Below are 15,434 nucleotides of genomic sequence, written 5' to 3'. Positions count from 1 at the left end.
CGATGGCATGAGCAACGATACCCGGCAAGACCAAGCATCGGGGGAAATCCGCTACGTACATAACGAAGGAGGGCCGACGATCGGCCTGTCCGCTTTATCCGGCGTGAATGTGATCGAGCAGGGCGGTTTGTTTTTCAAAGACTTGAACCGCAGCGGAGCGTTGGAGCCTTACAAAGACTGGCGGCTTCCGGCCGAAGAGCGTGCCCAAGACCTCGCTTCCCGCATGACGCCGGAACAGATCGCGGGCTTGATGCTGTACAGCCGTCACCAATCGATCCCGGCCGGCAGCACCAATTGGATGTCTTCTACCTACAATGGTAAGCCTTACGAGGAGAGCGGCGCGAACGCGTGGGATCTGACCGACGAGCAGCGAAACTTTTTGGAAAACGACCACCTGCGCCACATCCTCGTGACGACGGTGGAGAGTCCGGGCGTTGCCGCGCGTTGGAACAATCTCGTGCAGGCGTACGCGGAATCGGTCGGCCTGGGCATTCCGGCGAATAACAGCTCGGACCCGCGCCACGGCTCGGATTCCAGCTCGGAGTTCAATGCGGGTTCCGGCGGCAAAATCTCGATGTGGCCGGAAACGCTGGGACTTGCCGCTACCTTCGATCCGCAGCTCGTCCGCCGTTTTGGCGAAATTGCGGCAAGGGAATATCGGGCGCTTGGCCTGACGACGGCGCTGTCGCCGCAGGTGGACATCGCGACCGATCCGAGATGGTTCCGTTTTAACGGGACGTTCGGCGAAGATCCGCAGCTGTCGACAGATCTTGGACGCGCCTATATCGACGGGTTCCAGACTTCCGAAGGCGAAGACGAGATCGCAAACGGCTGGGGACGCGCCAGCGTCAATGCGATGGTTAAGCACTGGCCGGGCGGCGGTTCGGGCGAAGGCGGCCGCGACGCGCATTATGCAAGCGGCAAATACGCGGTATATCCGGGCGGACGGTTCGACGAGCATTTGAAGCCGTTCACCGAAGGGGCGTTCAAGCTGGACGGCGCGACCGGGCAAGCTTCGGCGGTCATGCCGTACTATACGGTGTCGTGGGAGCAGGATACCGTAGGCGGCGAGAACGTCGGCAACTCTTACAGCAAATATCTCATCACCGATCTGCTGCGCGAAAAGTACGGTTACGACGGCGTCGTTTGCACCGATTGGCTCATTACCGCAGACGAGAACGGGGAAAAAGATTCGTTTCTCAGCGGCAAGCCGTGGGGCGTAGAAGGATTAAGCGTCGCGGAACGTCATTACAAGCTGCTGCTGGCGGGCGTGGACCAGTTCGGCGGCAACAACGAAGCGGGTCCGGTAATGGAAGCGTACGAGATGGGCGTGCAAGAATACGGCGAAGAATGGATGCGTGCGCGTTTCGAACGTTCCGCCGTGCGTTTGCTGAAGAACTTTTTCCGGCTGGGCCTGTTCGAGAATCCTTACGTCGACCCGGAGGAGAGCGAGCGGATCGTCGGGCAACCGGATTATATGCAGGCAGGTTACGAGGCGCAGTTGAAGTCGGTCGTATTGTTGAAAAACAAAGGCGGCGTGCTTCCGTTGGGGGCTGGCTCTTCGCTCCAAGACTCCCGGGGCGAATCTTCCGCAGTCGAACCGTCTTCCTTTTCGCGTAAAAAGATCTATATCCCGCGCCGCTACATCGCTCCCGGCCGCGACTGGTTCGGGAATCCGACGCCGGAGAAAACGGTCGATCCGCTGAACCGGAACATCGCCGCCAAATACTTCGATGCGGTCGACGATCCGTCGCAGGCCGATTTTGCGCTCGTGTGCATCGAAAACCCGGATTCGGGCATGGGCTACAGCCGCGAAGACGCGGAAGCCGGAGGCAGCGGATACGTGCCGATCAGCTTGCAGTATCGCCCTTATATGGCAGAGTTCGGACGCGAAGTCAGTCTGGCGGGCGACCCGCGCTCCAGCGATGTGCTCAACCGATCGCATCTGGGCAAGTCGGTGCGTACGCGCAACGAGTCGGATCTGGATTTGGTGCTGGATACCCGTGCGCAAATGGGCGACAAGCCGGTCATCGTGTCCATGCTGTTGTCGAATCCGGCAATCGTCGCGGAGTTCGAGCAGGCGGCGGATGTCATTCTGGTCAATTTCGGTTTGCAGGATCAGGCGCTTTTGGAGATTTTGTGCGGCAAAGCCGAACCGTCCGGCCTGCTGCCGATGCAGATGCCTGCGGACATGCGCACGGTCGAAGAACAGCTAGAGGACGTGCCGAGGGATATGAGATGCCACGTCGATACGGAAGGAAACACGTACGACTTCGCCTACGGGTTGAACTTCGGCGGCGTGATCGACGACGAGCGGGTACGGAAGTATCGGTGAAATGCGTGCACGTCTTAGATACCAGCCGATGTTGGATAGGAAGCAAGTTGTAAAATATGCAAGATAATAAGTGCGAAAGGCCCTATTTTCGAAGTCGAGTTGCAGAAAATGCAGCATTTTACATAAAATCCGGAATCAAATAGCCTGATGGGAGCTAAAATGTTGTAAATCCTGCAACTTGAAGCTGAGAAACCGACTTTTATTGCTGAAAATGTTGTGATTTTTGCAAGATGAGACGCTGGGCAGGGCGAAAAGGCGGTAAAAGATGCACGTTGGCAGGTTTGAAGACACGCCCTAGGCAGACTCCTAAACGCTCTGCATGTATGCCTAAACTGCTTATTTCGCTCTTTTTCGCTTATGCACCGGACTCTACCGTCGGCAGTTAAACCCGCATACTGCTGAAAAAGCAGCAACCCGAAAGGAACGATCACATGAACTGCGAAAAATTGACCTTTGCCATGGGCTGCTTTTGGGGACCGCAGGATCGCTTTTCCCGTATTCCCGGCGTAACCGGAACGAGGGTTGGTTATTCGGGCGGCGACAACGATAGCGGCAGCGGTGGAGAAGCTGAAGAGGGACATACTGATATGCCACCGACCCATCGCCGCTTGAACGGCCACTCCGAAGTCGTCGAGATCGAATTCGATCCAGGCCAAGTCACGCTGGAAGAGCTGCTGGAACATTTTTGGAACACCCATAATCCGTCGGCAATCGAAGGCTACAAGCCCGAAGACTCCCGCTACCGCTCTCTTCTGTTCTACCGAAACGAGGAGCAGCAAGCCACGATGGAACGCATGAAGCAAAAAATGACCGACCAAGGCTTCTCCAGCCAAGCAACCGGCCTACGGGCCATTCAACCATTTTACCCCGCAGAAGAAAAGCACCAACATTACGAAAAGAAAAAGCGCCAAAAACTAAACGACTCTAAGTCATACTAGCTTGATCAAGCTAGTATTTACTCTATAAACAGCCTTTGCAGGCTGATCATGCACTGAACATATTAGGTTTTTAATAATTCCACTTCGCGGCGACTGACCAAGCGGAGGGAGAAATTCAGTGAAAGACGCCTTTGAACTCGTAAAGCTGAAAGCTTTAGGAGTGAGACAGCGTCTTGAACGAATTTCTCCCGTAGCCAGCGCCACTCGCTCCCCACTCCCCCATATTTAAGGTACAATCGAGCATAAGGAGAGGAGGGTGAATCCGCATGAATCATTTCGACAAAGGCATCGACTGCTATCAACGGAAAGATTTTCTGAACGCCGATTTTCATTTTAAAAAAGCATTGGTGGAAAAAGGATTACAGGCGGAGACCCTGGACTACCTGGCCCGCTGCCGTTTAATGCTGGGCGACTCGCGCGGAGCGCTGGAGCTGTTCAATCAGACGATAAAAATCACGCCGACTTGGGAAAGTCCCTACGAGGGCAAAGCCAGACTGCATGCCAATCGGGAGGAATACGAAGAAGCGGAAGCCTTGGCGCGTCGCGCTCTAATGCTCAATGCCGAATCCGCGGAAAGCTGGGCGATTCTGGCGTATGTCTGCGAACGAACGCTGCGGCTCAAGGAAGCCAAATCCTGCTATCTGCGCGCGCTTGAACTCGATGCGACATTGGAAGAAGCCCATGTTCATCTCGCCGTCGTGTATTACGAAATGTGGGAACCGTACTCGAAGTGTCTGGAGCAGTTGGATCGGGCGCTTGTCCTCAATCCTCACTCGACCGATGCGTTATTCAACAAAGGGTTGATTTATAAGGATTTACGTCGTTACGGCGCAAGCAAGACGGCTTTTGAAAAGCTGCTGGCGATCAATCCGCAGGACCGGGAAGCGAATCTGGAATTAGCGGAGCTATATAAAAGGGATCGTCAGTACAGCAAGGCGGAACAATGTCTGGATCGTGCCCGTAAGCGAAAATTATATGACGGGCGCGACGGAAGCCAGACGTAATTCCGATCAATGGTTGAGAAAGGGGCCGATCAATGAGCGATCAAAAACAAATCCGGCCTCGGCCCGATACGATGCTTCGAGCAAACTCTAATGTTCCGGCATCGAGCGAGGTCGCAGCGCGCCGGATCGATTACGGAGGCGACGATTACCGGCGCTCGCTGCAATTGCGAGACGCTGTATTGCGCCGCCCTCTCGGGCGCAGCATCGCGGACGACGATCTGTCGGGAGACGTCGAAGCGCTGCATGTAGGCGCGTTTGCGGAGGAGTGTCTGGTCGGCATCCTGCTGCTGAAGCCCAAAAGCGAGGGCCTGCTTCAGATGAAGCAGGTGGCGGTAGACGAATCGTTGCGCGGCATGAATGTGGGGCGCAAACTCGTCAAATACGCGGAAGAGCTTGCGGCGCGGCAAGGCTGCAGGGAGATCATGCTGCATGCCCGTGAAGTCGCGGTGATCTTTTACGAAAAGCTGGGGTATACTCGCGAAGGCGAACTGTTCGAAGAGATGGGAATTCCGCATTACGTGATGAGAAAAAAGTTAAAGTGAGGAAGGCAAAGAAGACAAAGGAGCGCCGGGTCCGCAGCATATGCAGACCTCGACGCTCCGGCGTACGAATCTTTGCCTTTTTTCATGCTTCGAACTTAACGAATACCTGATCTCGCCCGCCGCAAGCCGATTTACTCCAAATACCCCTTCACCAAGCCCGTCTTCAGCGGTCTCGGCTGCTCGCAGTTCGACTTCAACTCCACATAGCTGCCGCTGTCCGAACTTTCATGGAACGCATGCATGATCTCCAGCACGTGGTTCGTCAACTCGCCGTTTGCGCGCGGAGTGCCGCCGTTCAGCACGCAGTTCGCCATATCCGACACGCCGATGCCCCGGCTGTTTTCCGCATATTGGTGGACGACCGGAATTTCTTTGAACTCCGTCGCTCCGGCAGGGCGAAGCGAGATCGGACCGCCGAAGTTATTCGGGTCGGGAACCAACAGCGTGCCTTGCGTGCCGTAGATTTCGATCGGCGGCAGCGTGCTGCTCCAGACGTCGAAGCTGGTGATCATGGTTGCGATCGCGCCGCTTTGGAACCGCAGCGTGCCTGCGATATGCGTCGGCACTTCAACATCGATTTTTTCGCCGAAATGCGGTTGGCTGGTGATCGTGCGCTGCTCGAAAGACTTGGCGGTCATGCCGGCCACGGTCTGCGCGGGACCGAGCAGCGAGACGAGCGCCGTCAGGTAATACGGTCCCATATCGAACATCGGGCCGCCGCCTGCCTGATAATAAAAGGCCGGGTTCGGATGCCAGTTTTCGTGGCCGTGCCCCAGCATGAATGCCGTTGCGGCGACAGGCTGGCCGATGTAGCCGTCGTCGATCAGCTTGCGGCACGTTTGCAGGCCCGCGCCGAGGAACGTGTCCGGCGCGCCGCCGAGCAGCAATCCTTTTTCACGCGCCAGTTCCACCAGCTCGTGACCTTGCTCGGGCAGCAGGGATAGCGGTTTTTCCACATAGACGTGTTTGCCGTGTTCCAACGCCAATTTGCAAAACTTAAAGTGATCGCCTGGCGTCGTCAGGTTCACGATGATTTCGACGTCCGGACTGTTCAACACTTGTTCTGAAGTCCATTGATTAGGCACGCCGTACTTTTCTGCTGCCGCCTGCATCCGTTCTGCGCTGATGTCGGACACCGCGAATACTTCCGTATTGGTGAAGGTATGAGTCAGGTTCTCCAGATAGATTCCGCTGATATTGCCGCATCCGATGATACCGATCTTCACTTTACGCATCTATATTTCCGCCTCTCTGACCTGGTTTCGTCTGCAAGTAAGTCTTACTTCGCCGCCCACAGCATTCCGCGACGCATCAATTCCTTGGCTTCCGGAATATCGAAAATGTTGGCCTGATGGCCGAGCGAATTGTAGAACACTTTGCCGGCGCCCCAACGCTTCGTGTATACGACGGGCATGACGATCTCGCCGTTGGCGGAGTGCGGGCCTTCGCTGATGCGGAACGTCGTCGTGGCGAGCACGTCCACGACGGGATCGACATGCAGGTAATACTGCTCCGACTTCACGGTGAAGTCCGGAATGCCTTCGATCAGAGGGCTGGACGAAGAACGAGTCATGCGGACTTCATATTCCACGCCGTCGTTGAACGGATGCGCCACCCACTGCGATCCGGTCAAAAATTGCCACTCGACGCTGTTGCGGAACGAGTCGCACATCCCGCCGTGGCAGCCCGCCATGCCGACGCCCGATTCGACCGCTTTGAGCACGGGTTGAAGCTGCTCGTTACTGATCTCGCCCATCGTCCATACCGGCACGATCAGATCGAGCTTCATCAGGCGTTCTTCATCCAAAAAGGCATCCAGTGTATAGGCAATCTCCGCCTCGAAGCCCTCTTGGCGCAGAACGTCAGCGAAAATATCGGCGACTTCCTTCGGCTGGTGGCCGTCCCATCCGCCGCTTACGATCAAGGCTTGCTTGCTCATGACATCAAACTCCTATCTGAATAAGTTAGTTGAGGTTGCGTTTGACGCTTACAGCCACATTGTAAAGGAAAGCGTTCTCTTTTTCGCGTCATTTTCATTGTACAAGTGGACAATTTTTGCTAAAGTCTAGCCATGACGAAAAGGAATCGGAGTGAGGGAGATGCGTGCTTTTCATGAAAACCGAATCTACGGCAGCGGACTGCCCGTACAAATCTCCTGCGTGCGCAACATGAACTTTTTGGCGCATTGGCATCATGATCTGGAATTTATTTATGTACGCGAAGGCGCGATTCAGATCGGCATCAACTCGGAAACGAGACTGCTGCAAAAAGGCGAATTCGCGTTCAGCGGCAGCGGGGATATCCATTATTACGATAGCGGGAAGACGGACTCCGAAGTGCTGATGATTATTTTCAACCCGAGATTGGTCGGCAGTCCGGCCGGTTGGCCCGAGGAGCGGGGCGTATTGTCTTCGTTTATCCCCTATGCCAAAGGCGCGGCCGCTTCGGAATTCGAAAAGCAAGCACTGGCGGATCTGGCATCGGTCATGCAGCGGATTATGGACGAAAACGAGCGACAGTCGGAGCAATCGGATACGGTGATCACCGGGCTTTTGCATATGCTATGCGGCCTGACGCTGCGTTACGTGCCTATCGGCGCATCCGAACCCAAGCGCAGCGCCCGTTCGGCCTCCCACCTCAAAACGATGCAGGAACTGCTGGAGTATCTGGAACATCACTGCGAGCTGCCGCTGACGCTTCAAGACGGAGCGGACCGCGCGCGGATGAGCGTCTTCCACTTCTCCCGCTTTTTCAAAAACGTGACCGGAATGAATTACAACACCTACGTCAACGAACTGCGGATCGGTCGCGCGGAGCGCATGATCGCCGAAAGCCATACAAAATTAATCGATATTGCTTTAGAATGCGGATTCGGCAACGTGCGCACATTCAACCGAGTATTCAGACAACTTCGAGGCTGCACGCCGTCGGAGCTGCGTTAAATAAATAAAAATCGCGATGACGCAAACCGTTCGTCCACCTTGACCGTCAAAAAGAAAGAGACCAAAAGCAAAAGCGAATATGCGCAAGTTCGCAGCAAACAAGCCGCCTTTGATCTATCGGTTACTTATCAAGAAAATCCAACGTAGCTAGAAGCGAGAAGACGGAGAGAGAAATTCAGTGAAATACAGGTTTTCGAAGAAAACCTGCGGTAACATTCAGCACCATGTTGAAGCCTTTGAGGAAAATTCCTTATTCAAATCCCATCCATTTTCCGAGTGAGACAACGTTTTGTGAAGCATTTCGAAGAAATGCACTTCGGAAGCCTATGCTGGCAATTTCTCTCGCAGTCTTCTCGCTTCCCCCGCCAAAGTGACTTTCTCCATAATCCAGCCGCCTTCAATCAGGTGGCCTTTTTTTATGCAAAAAAAAGAATTTGAAGAAAAATATTCTTTTTTGCGAACCGTATTCAAGAGTAAATCGTCCCTTGTACAGAATGCGAGGCAAGCGCGCGCTGCGAATAACTTAACCCATTCCGCGCATTATTCACTTTTCAGGAGGTGCTACCCATGAAATTTAAATTCAAGCCTACCGTACTCGGTATGGCGATCGTAGTAGGAATTACCGGCATTGGTGCAGGAGGTGCTTTTGCGGCACAGTCGACAAGTAAGTTGGAATGGACGTACGACGTTCCGGCCGCTTTGGATCTCGACAGCGGTCTGAGATTCGGTACGTTCGCGGGCGACAATCTGTATCTCTGGGCGGTCGAAGGACGGAACTCGAGCATGGTGCAGGCATTCGATCAAGAAAACGGCGGCAAAGACAATTGGATCTATGATTTCCGAGGCGATACCAAGCAGCTGACGAGCAGCGGGTACGCGATTCAGGACAAAGACGGAAATTCGTATTTCGTCCGCAAAAAAGACGGAGACAAAACGTACAAGCTGGAAGCCGTCGACGCGAACGGCAAATTGAAGTGGTCGAAAGATACCGGCAGCAAAGCGATCGAACGGCTGCAGGTGCTTGATAGCGGGGATGTGATCGCCAGCGGCAGCATCGCTCCGACCAAGAAGACTGAAGGCCATCAGATCTTTTATGTTTTCGGAAAAGAAGGCAAGCTGAAAAACACGAAGAAAATCGGGGACGCGGACATCAAAAACAAAGGCGCGTACGTGAAAATTCTTCCCGACGGAAAAGTGTTGGCGATGGCGCCGAAACTTCAGCTTTTCAAAAGCCTGAACGATTTGAAAAAGCCGATTCTCGAATACGAGCTGCCGGAATGGAATTCGCTCGATTTCGACGTGCGCGGCGGCAACTTCAGCGATGCCGTCTATTCCCTCGCCGGAGGCGATATCCTCCTTGCGCTTCGCGAAGAAGATTACAGCGCGGTGGAATTCAAGGAAGGCTTCCAGGAGATCGACTTGGACATCGTCAAACAAAGCAGGTCGCTGGTGCTGTTCGACGCGAAAGGCAAAAAGAAATGGGAACGCGAGCTGTGGAAAGACGCGGCTGCCGTGCCGACCGCAAACGGATTCGTGCTGCAAAAAGACAATAAGCTTGAACTGTACGGCAAAGACAACAAGCTCAAAACGAGCAAAACGTTCGAAGGCGACGATCTCTGGCTGGCCAAAGCCAAAACGACGGACGAAATCGTGCTGACCAGCAAAAAAGCCGGCACGTTCAAAGCGCTGGATCCGAAAGACCTGAGCGTCAAATACGAGATCGACATGAAGAAAACGGCCGGGGAAAAAGCCGACTATTCGTTCCTTTACGAAGGCGACGGCGAATTGTACGTGCACACGATGGACTGGAACGTGAACAAATCGATCTCGCACTACAGTTTGAAATAATCCGACAAACAACCAAAAGGAGGAGTAACTTATGAAATTTCGATTCAAACCTTTGATGCTCGGCATGGCGATGGCGGTAGGCGTAGGCGCGAGTCTGAACGCGGGAGGCGCGGTTGCCGCAGCGGCGCAACCGACAAGCAAATTGCCGAGCGCGGATTGGACGTACGACGTTCCTTCCGGCCACGATCTGGGATGGGTGTTCGATTTCGGCAAGGCGACCAAAGACCGCTTGTACGTTACGCTGTATACGCCGGAAGGCGGCGGCACGCAGCTTCAGTCGTTCGACCGCAAAGACGGAAAGAAAAACTGGATTTACGACCTTAAAGGCGATTCGGAAAGTATCAGCATGTTCGGACAGCCGATCATTTCCCCGACCAGCGGAGACGTTTATTATGCAGCCAAAAAGGACAACGAAAAATCGTACAAACTGTATGCGATAAGTTCGCAAGGCAAACTGAAATGGAGCAAGCCCGTCGACGTCGAAATTATAGGCACGCTGCAAATCCAGCCTAACGAAGATATCATGCTGGCCACGGGAGCGATGGACGGAAAAACGACCACCGTCTATAATTTCGCGAAAGACGGCAAATTAAAGAAAAAGAGCACGGTGAAGGGAAGCAAGAACCTGGCGGTTCTGCCGAACGGTCAAGTCGCCGACACGATGGGCCAAAAGTTGGAACTGTACCCGAGCATCAACAATCTGAGCAAACCGACATTCTCGTATTCGCTGCTGAAGCAAACCGCCGTAGCGAGCGATTTCCGATCGTGGGATAACGCGTCAAGACCTGCGGTATACCCCTTCAACGGGGGCAAGCTGGTCGGGTTCGAATGGAACGAGCAAACGAAAAGCAAAGGTCCGGGCGTCGAAATCCTCGACCCTGCCGATCACCAAAAATCGACCACGTTCGTCTTCTTCGACAGCAAAGGCAAAAAGGTCTGGGAACGCAAGCTTCCGAAAGGCGCAGTAGCGATTCAAGCAGGCAAGAACCTGCTGGTTAAAAACGGCCTGAAGTTGGAACTTTACGGTCCGGACAACAAACTGAAAACGAGCAAGACTTTCGAAGAGGCAGATTTCAACCTTTACAAAGCACCAAATGAAGAAATCGTCATGTCCAATGCGGCGAGCGGAGAATTTTACGCGCTGGACGCGGAAACCCTGAGCGTGAATCATCATGTCGAATTGGAGCCTTCGGCTGACGGGAAAGACAAATACGGGTTCCTGTATGCGGGACAAGGCAAGCTGTACGTCCATGATGCCGAAGCCGAAGACAGTAACGTCGTGTCTGCGTATACGTTGAAGTAACGTTTCGAATCCCGTCTTAAACTTCAACCAATCATGCAATGCAAAACGGATGGCGAATCAAAAAAACGCTCCGGCAGATGCCGGAGCGTTTTGTATGGATAAACAGCGCATGCGTCGGAAGCCGCATAAACCAAGCACTTTGCCTTTGTTCGAACGGTTTGCGGCGTTTAGAAAAACGCGCAATACGAGTCCGCGCGATCCATGAGCGCATCGGACGAAGGGCGTTCGATCGCGGCAGCGATGTAGAGCTGCCGCAGCATGTCGTTGTCGTCCGGCTGCGGATTGCCGCCGGACGGGCTTGAAGCGCCGACGAACGAGGTCGGCGCTTCTTCGCGTTCGGCGACCATGGTCGCCGCCGCGCCGCGCACCGCGCGGAGCACCGCGTCCGGCGCGTAGCGGACCGGCGGGTGCGGCGCATAGCCGCCGGAGAGGTCTCGGCTGCTTGCGGCCGAGACGATCTGAGCGTCGGGGCCGTGCGCCGACGCCCGGGCGGCCATGCCGCCCAGCAGGCCGGCCGCGCCGAGGCCGAGCAGCAGCCGCGCGCCGGCGCGGCGCGCTTCCAGCGCAACGAGCAGATCGGCTAGCGCGCGGCGAAGCAGCGCGTATTGCTCAGCATGCCGCTCGCGCGCGCCCCAGCGGTCGGCCGCGACAGCAGCCGACGCTTCTTCCGGTGTCAGGCCGCGCAGCCGGCCGAAGCAGGTGCTCCAGCGCACCAGATCGGCCGGGGCAAAGCCTTCGGAGATCAGGCAGACGCCGTATCCGGCGGCGGTCCCGCAAGACAGCTTGAGCAGACCGTAGCGGCGCACGGTTTTGCGCGGCTCATTTTCCCGTGCTTCCTCCACTACGTCAAACGCGAACATCTCGATACCCGACAACTTTCTTTCGTTCATTCTGCCTGTTCTCCTCCTTGGCTCAGCCTGTATTTTGCATCGCAATGCAGCCGTTCCTCCAGCCGACGGAAGTGTCGGCATCAGGCAGCCCATTGCGTTCCCTCTACATAGATCGGCATTTCGTGCGTCCATTTGAATAGAAAAAGCCCCGCTTATGAAAAAGTTTTATGCGTCTGTGCGCGCCGGTTTATTCATCCTTTTTCACCTGAGCCGCGTGGTCGAATCTCGCCACCACCAGCAGGTCCATATGGCGCGCCGTCCGCAGCAGCCTCCGGGTAAGCGAACCGAATAGCAGCCGGTACAGCCTGGATCGCCGCGACTGGCCGACGATCAGCTGCGTGCAGCGTCTGGCGTCCGCTCGTATCAGCAGCTCTTCGTGCAGCCTTCTTGCGGGAACGCGTTCGCCGAGATCGAAGCTGCCGCCGAGCCGTCGGGTCAGGCGCCGAAGCTGTTCGATTCGCTCCCGTTCCTGTTCGATCGCGCATGCGCCGTCGGGGATATAGCAGACATGCCACGGGGCTTTAAGCCGGTACGCGATCCGGAAGCCGCGCCGGATCAACCGTTCGGCGTTGTCGCTCATCGTTACCGCGACGAAAATGACTTCTTCGCGCCGCCACGGGCCGCGCAGCGACGTTTTCCGCTCCCACGACTCCAGTCGCTCGTCCACGTCGTCCGCGATCTCGCGCAGCGCTAGTTCCCGCAGCGCGATCAGATTGCCCGTTTTAAAAAAGTTGCCGAGCGCCTGATCCACCTTTTCCCGCGCGTAAATCCGTCCTGCCCGCATGCGTTCCTGCAAGGCTTTGGGCGTGACGTCGATCAGTTCGACCTCGTCGGCGAGACTCAGCAGCGAATCCGGTACGGTTTCCCGTACTCTCACGCCCGTCAGCTGCTCCACGTTATCGTTCAGGCTTTCCAGATGCTGCACGTTGAGCGTCGAAATGACGGAAATGCCCGCGTTCAGCAAACGGATCACGTCTTCGTACCGCTTTTTATTGACGCTGCCCGGCACGTTCGTGTGCGCCAACTCGTCGACCAGCACCACTTCGGGATCGCGGGCGATGATGGCGTCGGTGTCCATTTCCTGAAGCTGCGCGCCTTTGTACGGAACGACCGCGCGCGGCACCAGTTCCAGTTCGCTCACTTGTTCCTGCGTTTCTTTGCGTCCGTGCGTTTCCAGCAGTCCGATGACGACGTCGATGTTCTTTTTGCGCAAAATATTGCCTTCCCTCAGCATCGTGTACGTTTTGCCGACGCCGGGAGCGGCTCCGATATAGACTTTGAACCGTCCGCGCGTAATCTCCTCGATCTTGCGTCCCGCCTGCTCTTCGCTCAACCGCCGATACGGGCCTGCCGGGTCTTGCAGCGGCTCTTTGCGTTTCGTGGGCAGAATGCGCTCGCCGCCGCCTGCCGAACGATCCGCGACGACGAACATGTCCACGTTGCGCATGCATTTGACCATTTCCGCGACGATCGAGCCTTTGAAAAACTCCTGCGACCGAGTTTGGTTCGAATGTCCGATCACGATCCGCGACACGTTTTGTTCCAGGGCCAAACGGACCAGCGTAGGCGGAATGTCGCGTCTGGAACGAATATGGATTTCGTGCAGCGTCGCGCCGATTTTTTCGCACAGCTTGCGGATCGAACGCCGAAACTCTTCGCGTTCCGGTCCGAGCTTTTCGCCTGGATTGACGAAGGTGACGACCGACAGTTCGCCGCCGAGCCGCTGCGCGATCTGCTGGCCGCGGCGAATATGGATCGAGCCGTTCCAATGGTATTGCGCGGATACGAGGATATGCTCGGCCGTGCCGGAAGCGCCCACGTAGCCTTGTTCGTCGCGGTATTTGAGCAGCGATCCGTTAACGCCTTCGGCGACCAGCCGCAGCGTCAGCTCGCGCAGCACGCCGATATTGCCGCGGCTGAACAGGCTTTTGTCCGGCATGTTTTTGAGCAGGCCGTCTTCGATCCGCGCAAGCAGCGCTTCGGGCGTGACGTCGATCAGCCGCACCTCGTCCGCCAGTTCCAGCGTGTCGGCAGGGACGGTTTCTTTCACCTCGATGCCGATCAGCTTGCGAGCCATTTCCGTGATCCCCTGAAGCTCGTACACGTTGACGGTGGCGATCACGCTGATGCCTTTTTCCAGCAAAAAGCGAATGTCGTCGAGTCTGTTCGCGTTCGCGGCGCCGGGGCGGTTGCGATGAGCCAGCCCGTCGGTTAGCAGCACCTCGGGATTGCGCGCCAGGATGGCGTCGAGATCCAGGTCTTTGCGTTCGCTGCCGTCGCCGTACCGCCAATGGATGCTCGGGACGCGCTCCAACCCTTGCAGCTGCTCCATCGTTTCCGGGCGCTGCATGGTGGATACGGCGCAGAGCACCACGTCGACGCCTTGACTTTTTAAAGTTTGGCCGTCGCGCAGCATATGGTACGTTTTGCCGGAACCGGAGATGGCTCCGATAATGATCTTGAGCCGTCCGGTGTAGAGCGCGTGGATCGATTGCAGGATTTCTTCCGGCGATTTGCGTTTGAAGTCGGGCATGGTCGTTCTTCCTTTCGGTTGAGCGGTCCGGCGTGCCGGGGCATGCCGGGGGATGTCGGGAAACGGCGAAATAGTGAAATAGTGAAATAGCGAAATTGCCGCCAGCGGTTGCTCTATGCTCTAAAGGATCGCATGTCCGTTAGAAGTCCCATCCGGCGGGTCGTGGAATTTTAACGGATCGTACAAGCGCTTAGCTGCGCAAAAGCAGGAAAAAAGGCGTGAAAACGCTCTGCTTTACCGGTTAAGCGTCACCTCGATCCGTTAAAAATTCGAAAGCGTCAAGTACGTACGCTAAGCGTCATGTCAATCCGTTAGATTCAGCAGCGGCGTATTCCGACGGTCAGAGCGACTTTTATCGGAGCAACGGAAAGTGCGTCTGCCCGCGTCGGCGGTCAGCTTATAGAGGGCATCGTTTTGCACGCGCAGCTTGCGTGGACGTGTCCGGATCCCGATATTCGTCCCGATTCGTTCAAAACGAGCCGGCTCATCGAGCCGCCTGCACCGCCATATTCAGCTCCAGCACGTTGACCGCCGGTTCGCCGAATAAGCCCAGCGAGCGTCCTTGCGTATGTTCCGCGATCATCTGCTCCAGCTTTTCGGCCGCGATGCCGGTTGCTCCGCTAACGCGAGGAACCTGCGCTTCGGCGGAAGCCGGACTGATATGCGGATCGAGGCCGGAACCGGAGTTGGTGATCAGATCGATGGGCAGCTCCGAGACCGGAACGTCCGGGTTTTGGGACTGCCAATCGGTAATCGACTGCTCGGCCCGGGCCAGCAGCTCGGGATTGGACGGAGCGTAGTTCGGCGTGCCGGAGCCGTTCGCGTCATAGTCGATGCTCGACACGCGGCCGTGGAAATAACCGGGATCGGTGAAGCTTTGGCCGATCAGCGACGAGCCGACTACTTGGCCTTCGGCGTTTTCGATCAAGCTGCCGTTCGCTTTGTCCGGCGCGGCGGCCTGGGCGACGGCCCAGACGGCGATATTGTAAATAATGCAGCAGACGATGGCTACGGAAAAGGTCGTGCGCAGCGTCATCCAGATGATTCGCATAAGTAAATTCCTCCATTATAATAAGAAGCGACTGGTAAAAAACGGCGG

General features: G+C 56.0%; 12 protein-coding genes. 7 read left to right on the top strand and 5 right to left on the bottom strand.

Features of this window, described 5'->3' with window-relative positions; genetic code table 11:
• Positions 1–7 precede the first annotated feature (7 nt).
• From SACSAC_RS09330 to SACSAC_RS09315, 4 genes are all read left to right on the top strand, one after another.
• The gene (locus SACSAC_RS09330; protein WP_211251336.1) at positions 8–2,335 is read left to right on the top strand and encodes a glycoside hydrolase family 3 protein; all 2,328 of its coding nucleotides are present in this window, start codon (positions 8–10) and stop codon (positions 2,333–2,335) included.
• Positions 2,336–2,766: 431 nt separating this feature from the next.
• Complete coding sequence (msrA, locus tag SACSAC_RS09325) at positions 2,767–3,273, top strand: peptide-methionine (S)-S-oxide reductase MsrA (protein ID WP_037285561.1); 507 nt, start codon at positions 2,767–2,769, stop codon at positions 3,271–3,273.
• A gap of 266 nt (positions 3,274–3,539) precedes the next feature.
• Complete coding sequence (locus SACSAC_RS09320; RefSeq protein WP_037285554.1) at positions 3,540–4,277, top strand: tetratricopeptide repeat protein; 738 nt, start codon at positions 3,540–3,542, stop codon at positions 4,275–4,277.
• 32 nt (positions 4,278–4,309) lie between these two features.
• On the top strand, positions 4,310–4,819 hold the full coding sequence (locus tag SACSAC_RS09315; protein WP_245608612.1) for a GNAT family N-acetyltransferase: 510 nt from the start codon (positions 4,310–4,312) through the stop codon (positions 4,817–4,819).
• A gap of 131 nt (positions 4,820–4,950) precedes the next feature.
• Here SACSAC_RS09315 and SACSAC_RS09310 read toward each other — a convergent pair whose 3' ends face one another.
• Positions 4,951–6,054: a Gfo/Idh/MocA family protein gene (locus SACSAC_RS09310; protein WP_037285552.1), complete on the bottom strand. Its 1,104-nt coding sequence runs from the start codon at positions 6,052–6,054 to the stop codon at positions 4,951–4,953.
• A gap of 44 nt (positions 6,055–6,098) precedes the next feature.
• A complete protein-coding gene (locus tag SACSAC_RS09305; RefSeq protein WP_037285550.1) occupies positions 6,099–6,758 on the bottom strand; it encodes a ThuA domain-containing protein in 660 nt (219 codons plus the stop codon).
• Positions 6,759–6,918: 160 nt separating this feature from the next.
• Between SACSAC_RS09305 and SACSAC_RS09300 the strand changes: the two genes are divergently transcribed.
• The 3 genes from SACSAC_RS09300 (at position 6,919) to SACSAC_RS09290 (ending at position 10,912) form a co-directional block, all read left to right on the top strand.
• Positions 6,919–7,761 carry a helix-turn-helix domain-containing protein gene (locus tag SACSAC_RS09300; RefSeq protein ID WP_037285549.1) on the top strand — a complete coding sequence of 281 codons (843 nt, stop codon included), beginning with the start codon at positions 6,919–6,921 and terminating at the stop codon, positions 7,759–7,761.
• Between the two features lie 567 nt (positions 7,762–8,328).
• Positions 8,329–9,609 carry a hypothetical protein gene (locus SACSAC_RS09295; protein WP_037285546.1) on the top strand — a complete coding sequence of 427 codons (1,281 nt, stop codon included), beginning with the start codon at positions 8,329–8,331 and terminating at the stop codon, positions 9,607–9,609.
• A 31-nt stretch (positions 9,610–9,640) separates the two neighbouring features.
• Positions 9,641–10,912 carry an outer membrane protein assembly factor BamB family protein gene (locus SACSAC_RS09290; RefSeq protein ID WP_037285544.1) on the top strand — a complete coding sequence of 424 codons (1,272 nt, stop codon included), beginning with the start codon at positions 9,641–9,643 and terminating at the stop codon, positions 10,910–10,912.
• Positions 10,913–11,079: 167 nt separating this feature from the next.
• Here SACSAC_RS09290 and SACSAC_RS09285 read toward each other — a convergent pair whose 3' ends face one another.
• From SACSAC_RS09285 to kdpC, 3 genes are all read right to left on the bottom strand, one after another.
• Positions 11,080–11,802, bottom strand: a complete 723-nt coding sequence (locus tag SACSAC_RS09285) for a hypothetical protein (protein WP_037285541.1) — start codon at positions 11,800–11,802, stop codon at positions 11,080–11,082.
• Positions 11,803–11,989: 187 nt separating this feature from the next.
• Entirely contained in the window at positions 11,990–14,335 is a 2,346-nt protein-coding gene (locus SACSAC_RS09280) for a universal stress protein (RefSeq protein WP_037285538.1), read from the bottom strand.
• A 484-nt stretch (positions 14,336–14,819) separates the two neighbouring features.
• Positions 14,820–15,386 carry a potassium-transporting ATPase subunit KdpC gene (kdpC, locus tag SACSAC_RS09275; RefSeq protein ID WP_037285535.1) on the bottom strand — a complete coding sequence of 189 codons (567 nt, stop codon included), beginning with the start codon at positions 15,384–15,386 and terminating at the stop codon, positions 14,820–14,822.
• Positions 15,387–15,434 lie beyond the last annotated feature (48 nt).

Origin of the sequence: Saccharibacillus sacchari DSM 19268 (assembly GCF_000585395.1) — a bacterium.
Lineage (GTDB): Bacteria > Bacillota > Bacilli > Paenibacillales > Paenibacillaceae > Saccharibacillus > Saccharibacillus sacchari.
This window is presented reverse-complemented; position numbering and strand designations above follow the sequence as displayed.

What these genes read in the sequence shown, in the direction of transcription:
- SACSAC_RS09330 (WP_211251336.1), top strand. Translation starts at nt 8, where the DNA reads ATGAGCAACGATACCCGGCAAGACCAAGCATCGGGGGAAATCCGCTAC.
- msrA (WP_037285561.1), top strand. Translation starts at nt 2,767, where the DNA reads ATGAACTGCGAAAAATTGACCTTTGCCATGGGCTGCTTTTGGGGACCG.
- SACSAC_RS09320 (WP_037285554.1), top strand. Translation starts at nt 3,540, where the DNA reads ATGAATCATTTCGACAAAGGCATCGACTGCTATCAACGGAAAGATTTT.
- SACSAC_RS09315 (WP_245608612.1), top strand. Translation starts at nt 4,310, where the DNA reads ATGAGCGATCAAAAACAAATCCGGCCTCGGCCCGATACGATGCTTCGA.
- SACSAC_RS09310 (WP_037285552.1), bottom strand. Translation starts at nt 6,054, where the DNA reads ATGCGTAAAGTGAAGATCGGTATCATCGGATGCGGCAATATCAGCGGA.
- SACSAC_RS09305 (WP_037285550.1), bottom strand. Translation starts at nt 6,758, where the DNA reads ATGAGCAAGCAAGCCTTGATCGTAAGCGGCGGATGGGACGGCCACCAG.
- SACSAC_RS09300 (WP_037285549.1), top strand. Translation starts at nt 6,919, where the DNA reads ATGCGTGCTTTTCATGAAAACCGAATCTACGGCAGCGGACTGCCCGTA.
- SACSAC_RS09295 (WP_037285546.1), top strand. Translation starts at nt 8,329, where the DNA reads ATGAAATTTAAATTCAAGCCTACCGTACTCGGTATGGCGATCGTAGTA.
- SACSAC_RS09290 (WP_037285544.1), top strand. Translation starts at nt 9,641, where the DNA reads ATGAAATTTCGATTCAAACCTTTGATGCTCGGCATGGCGATGGCGGTA.
- SACSAC_RS09285 (WP_037285541.1), bottom strand. Translation starts at nt 11,802, where the DNA reads ATGAACGAAAGAAAGTTGTCGGGTATCGAGATGTTCGCGTTTGACGTA.
- SACSAC_RS09280 (WP_037285538.1), bottom strand. Translation starts at nt 14,335, where the DNA reads ATGCCCGACTTCAAACGCAAATCGCCGGAAGAAATCCTGCAATCGATC.
- kdpC (WP_037285535.1), bottom strand. Translation starts at nt 15,386, where the DNA reads ATGCGAATCATCTGGATGACGCTGCGCACGACCTTTTCCGTAGCCATC.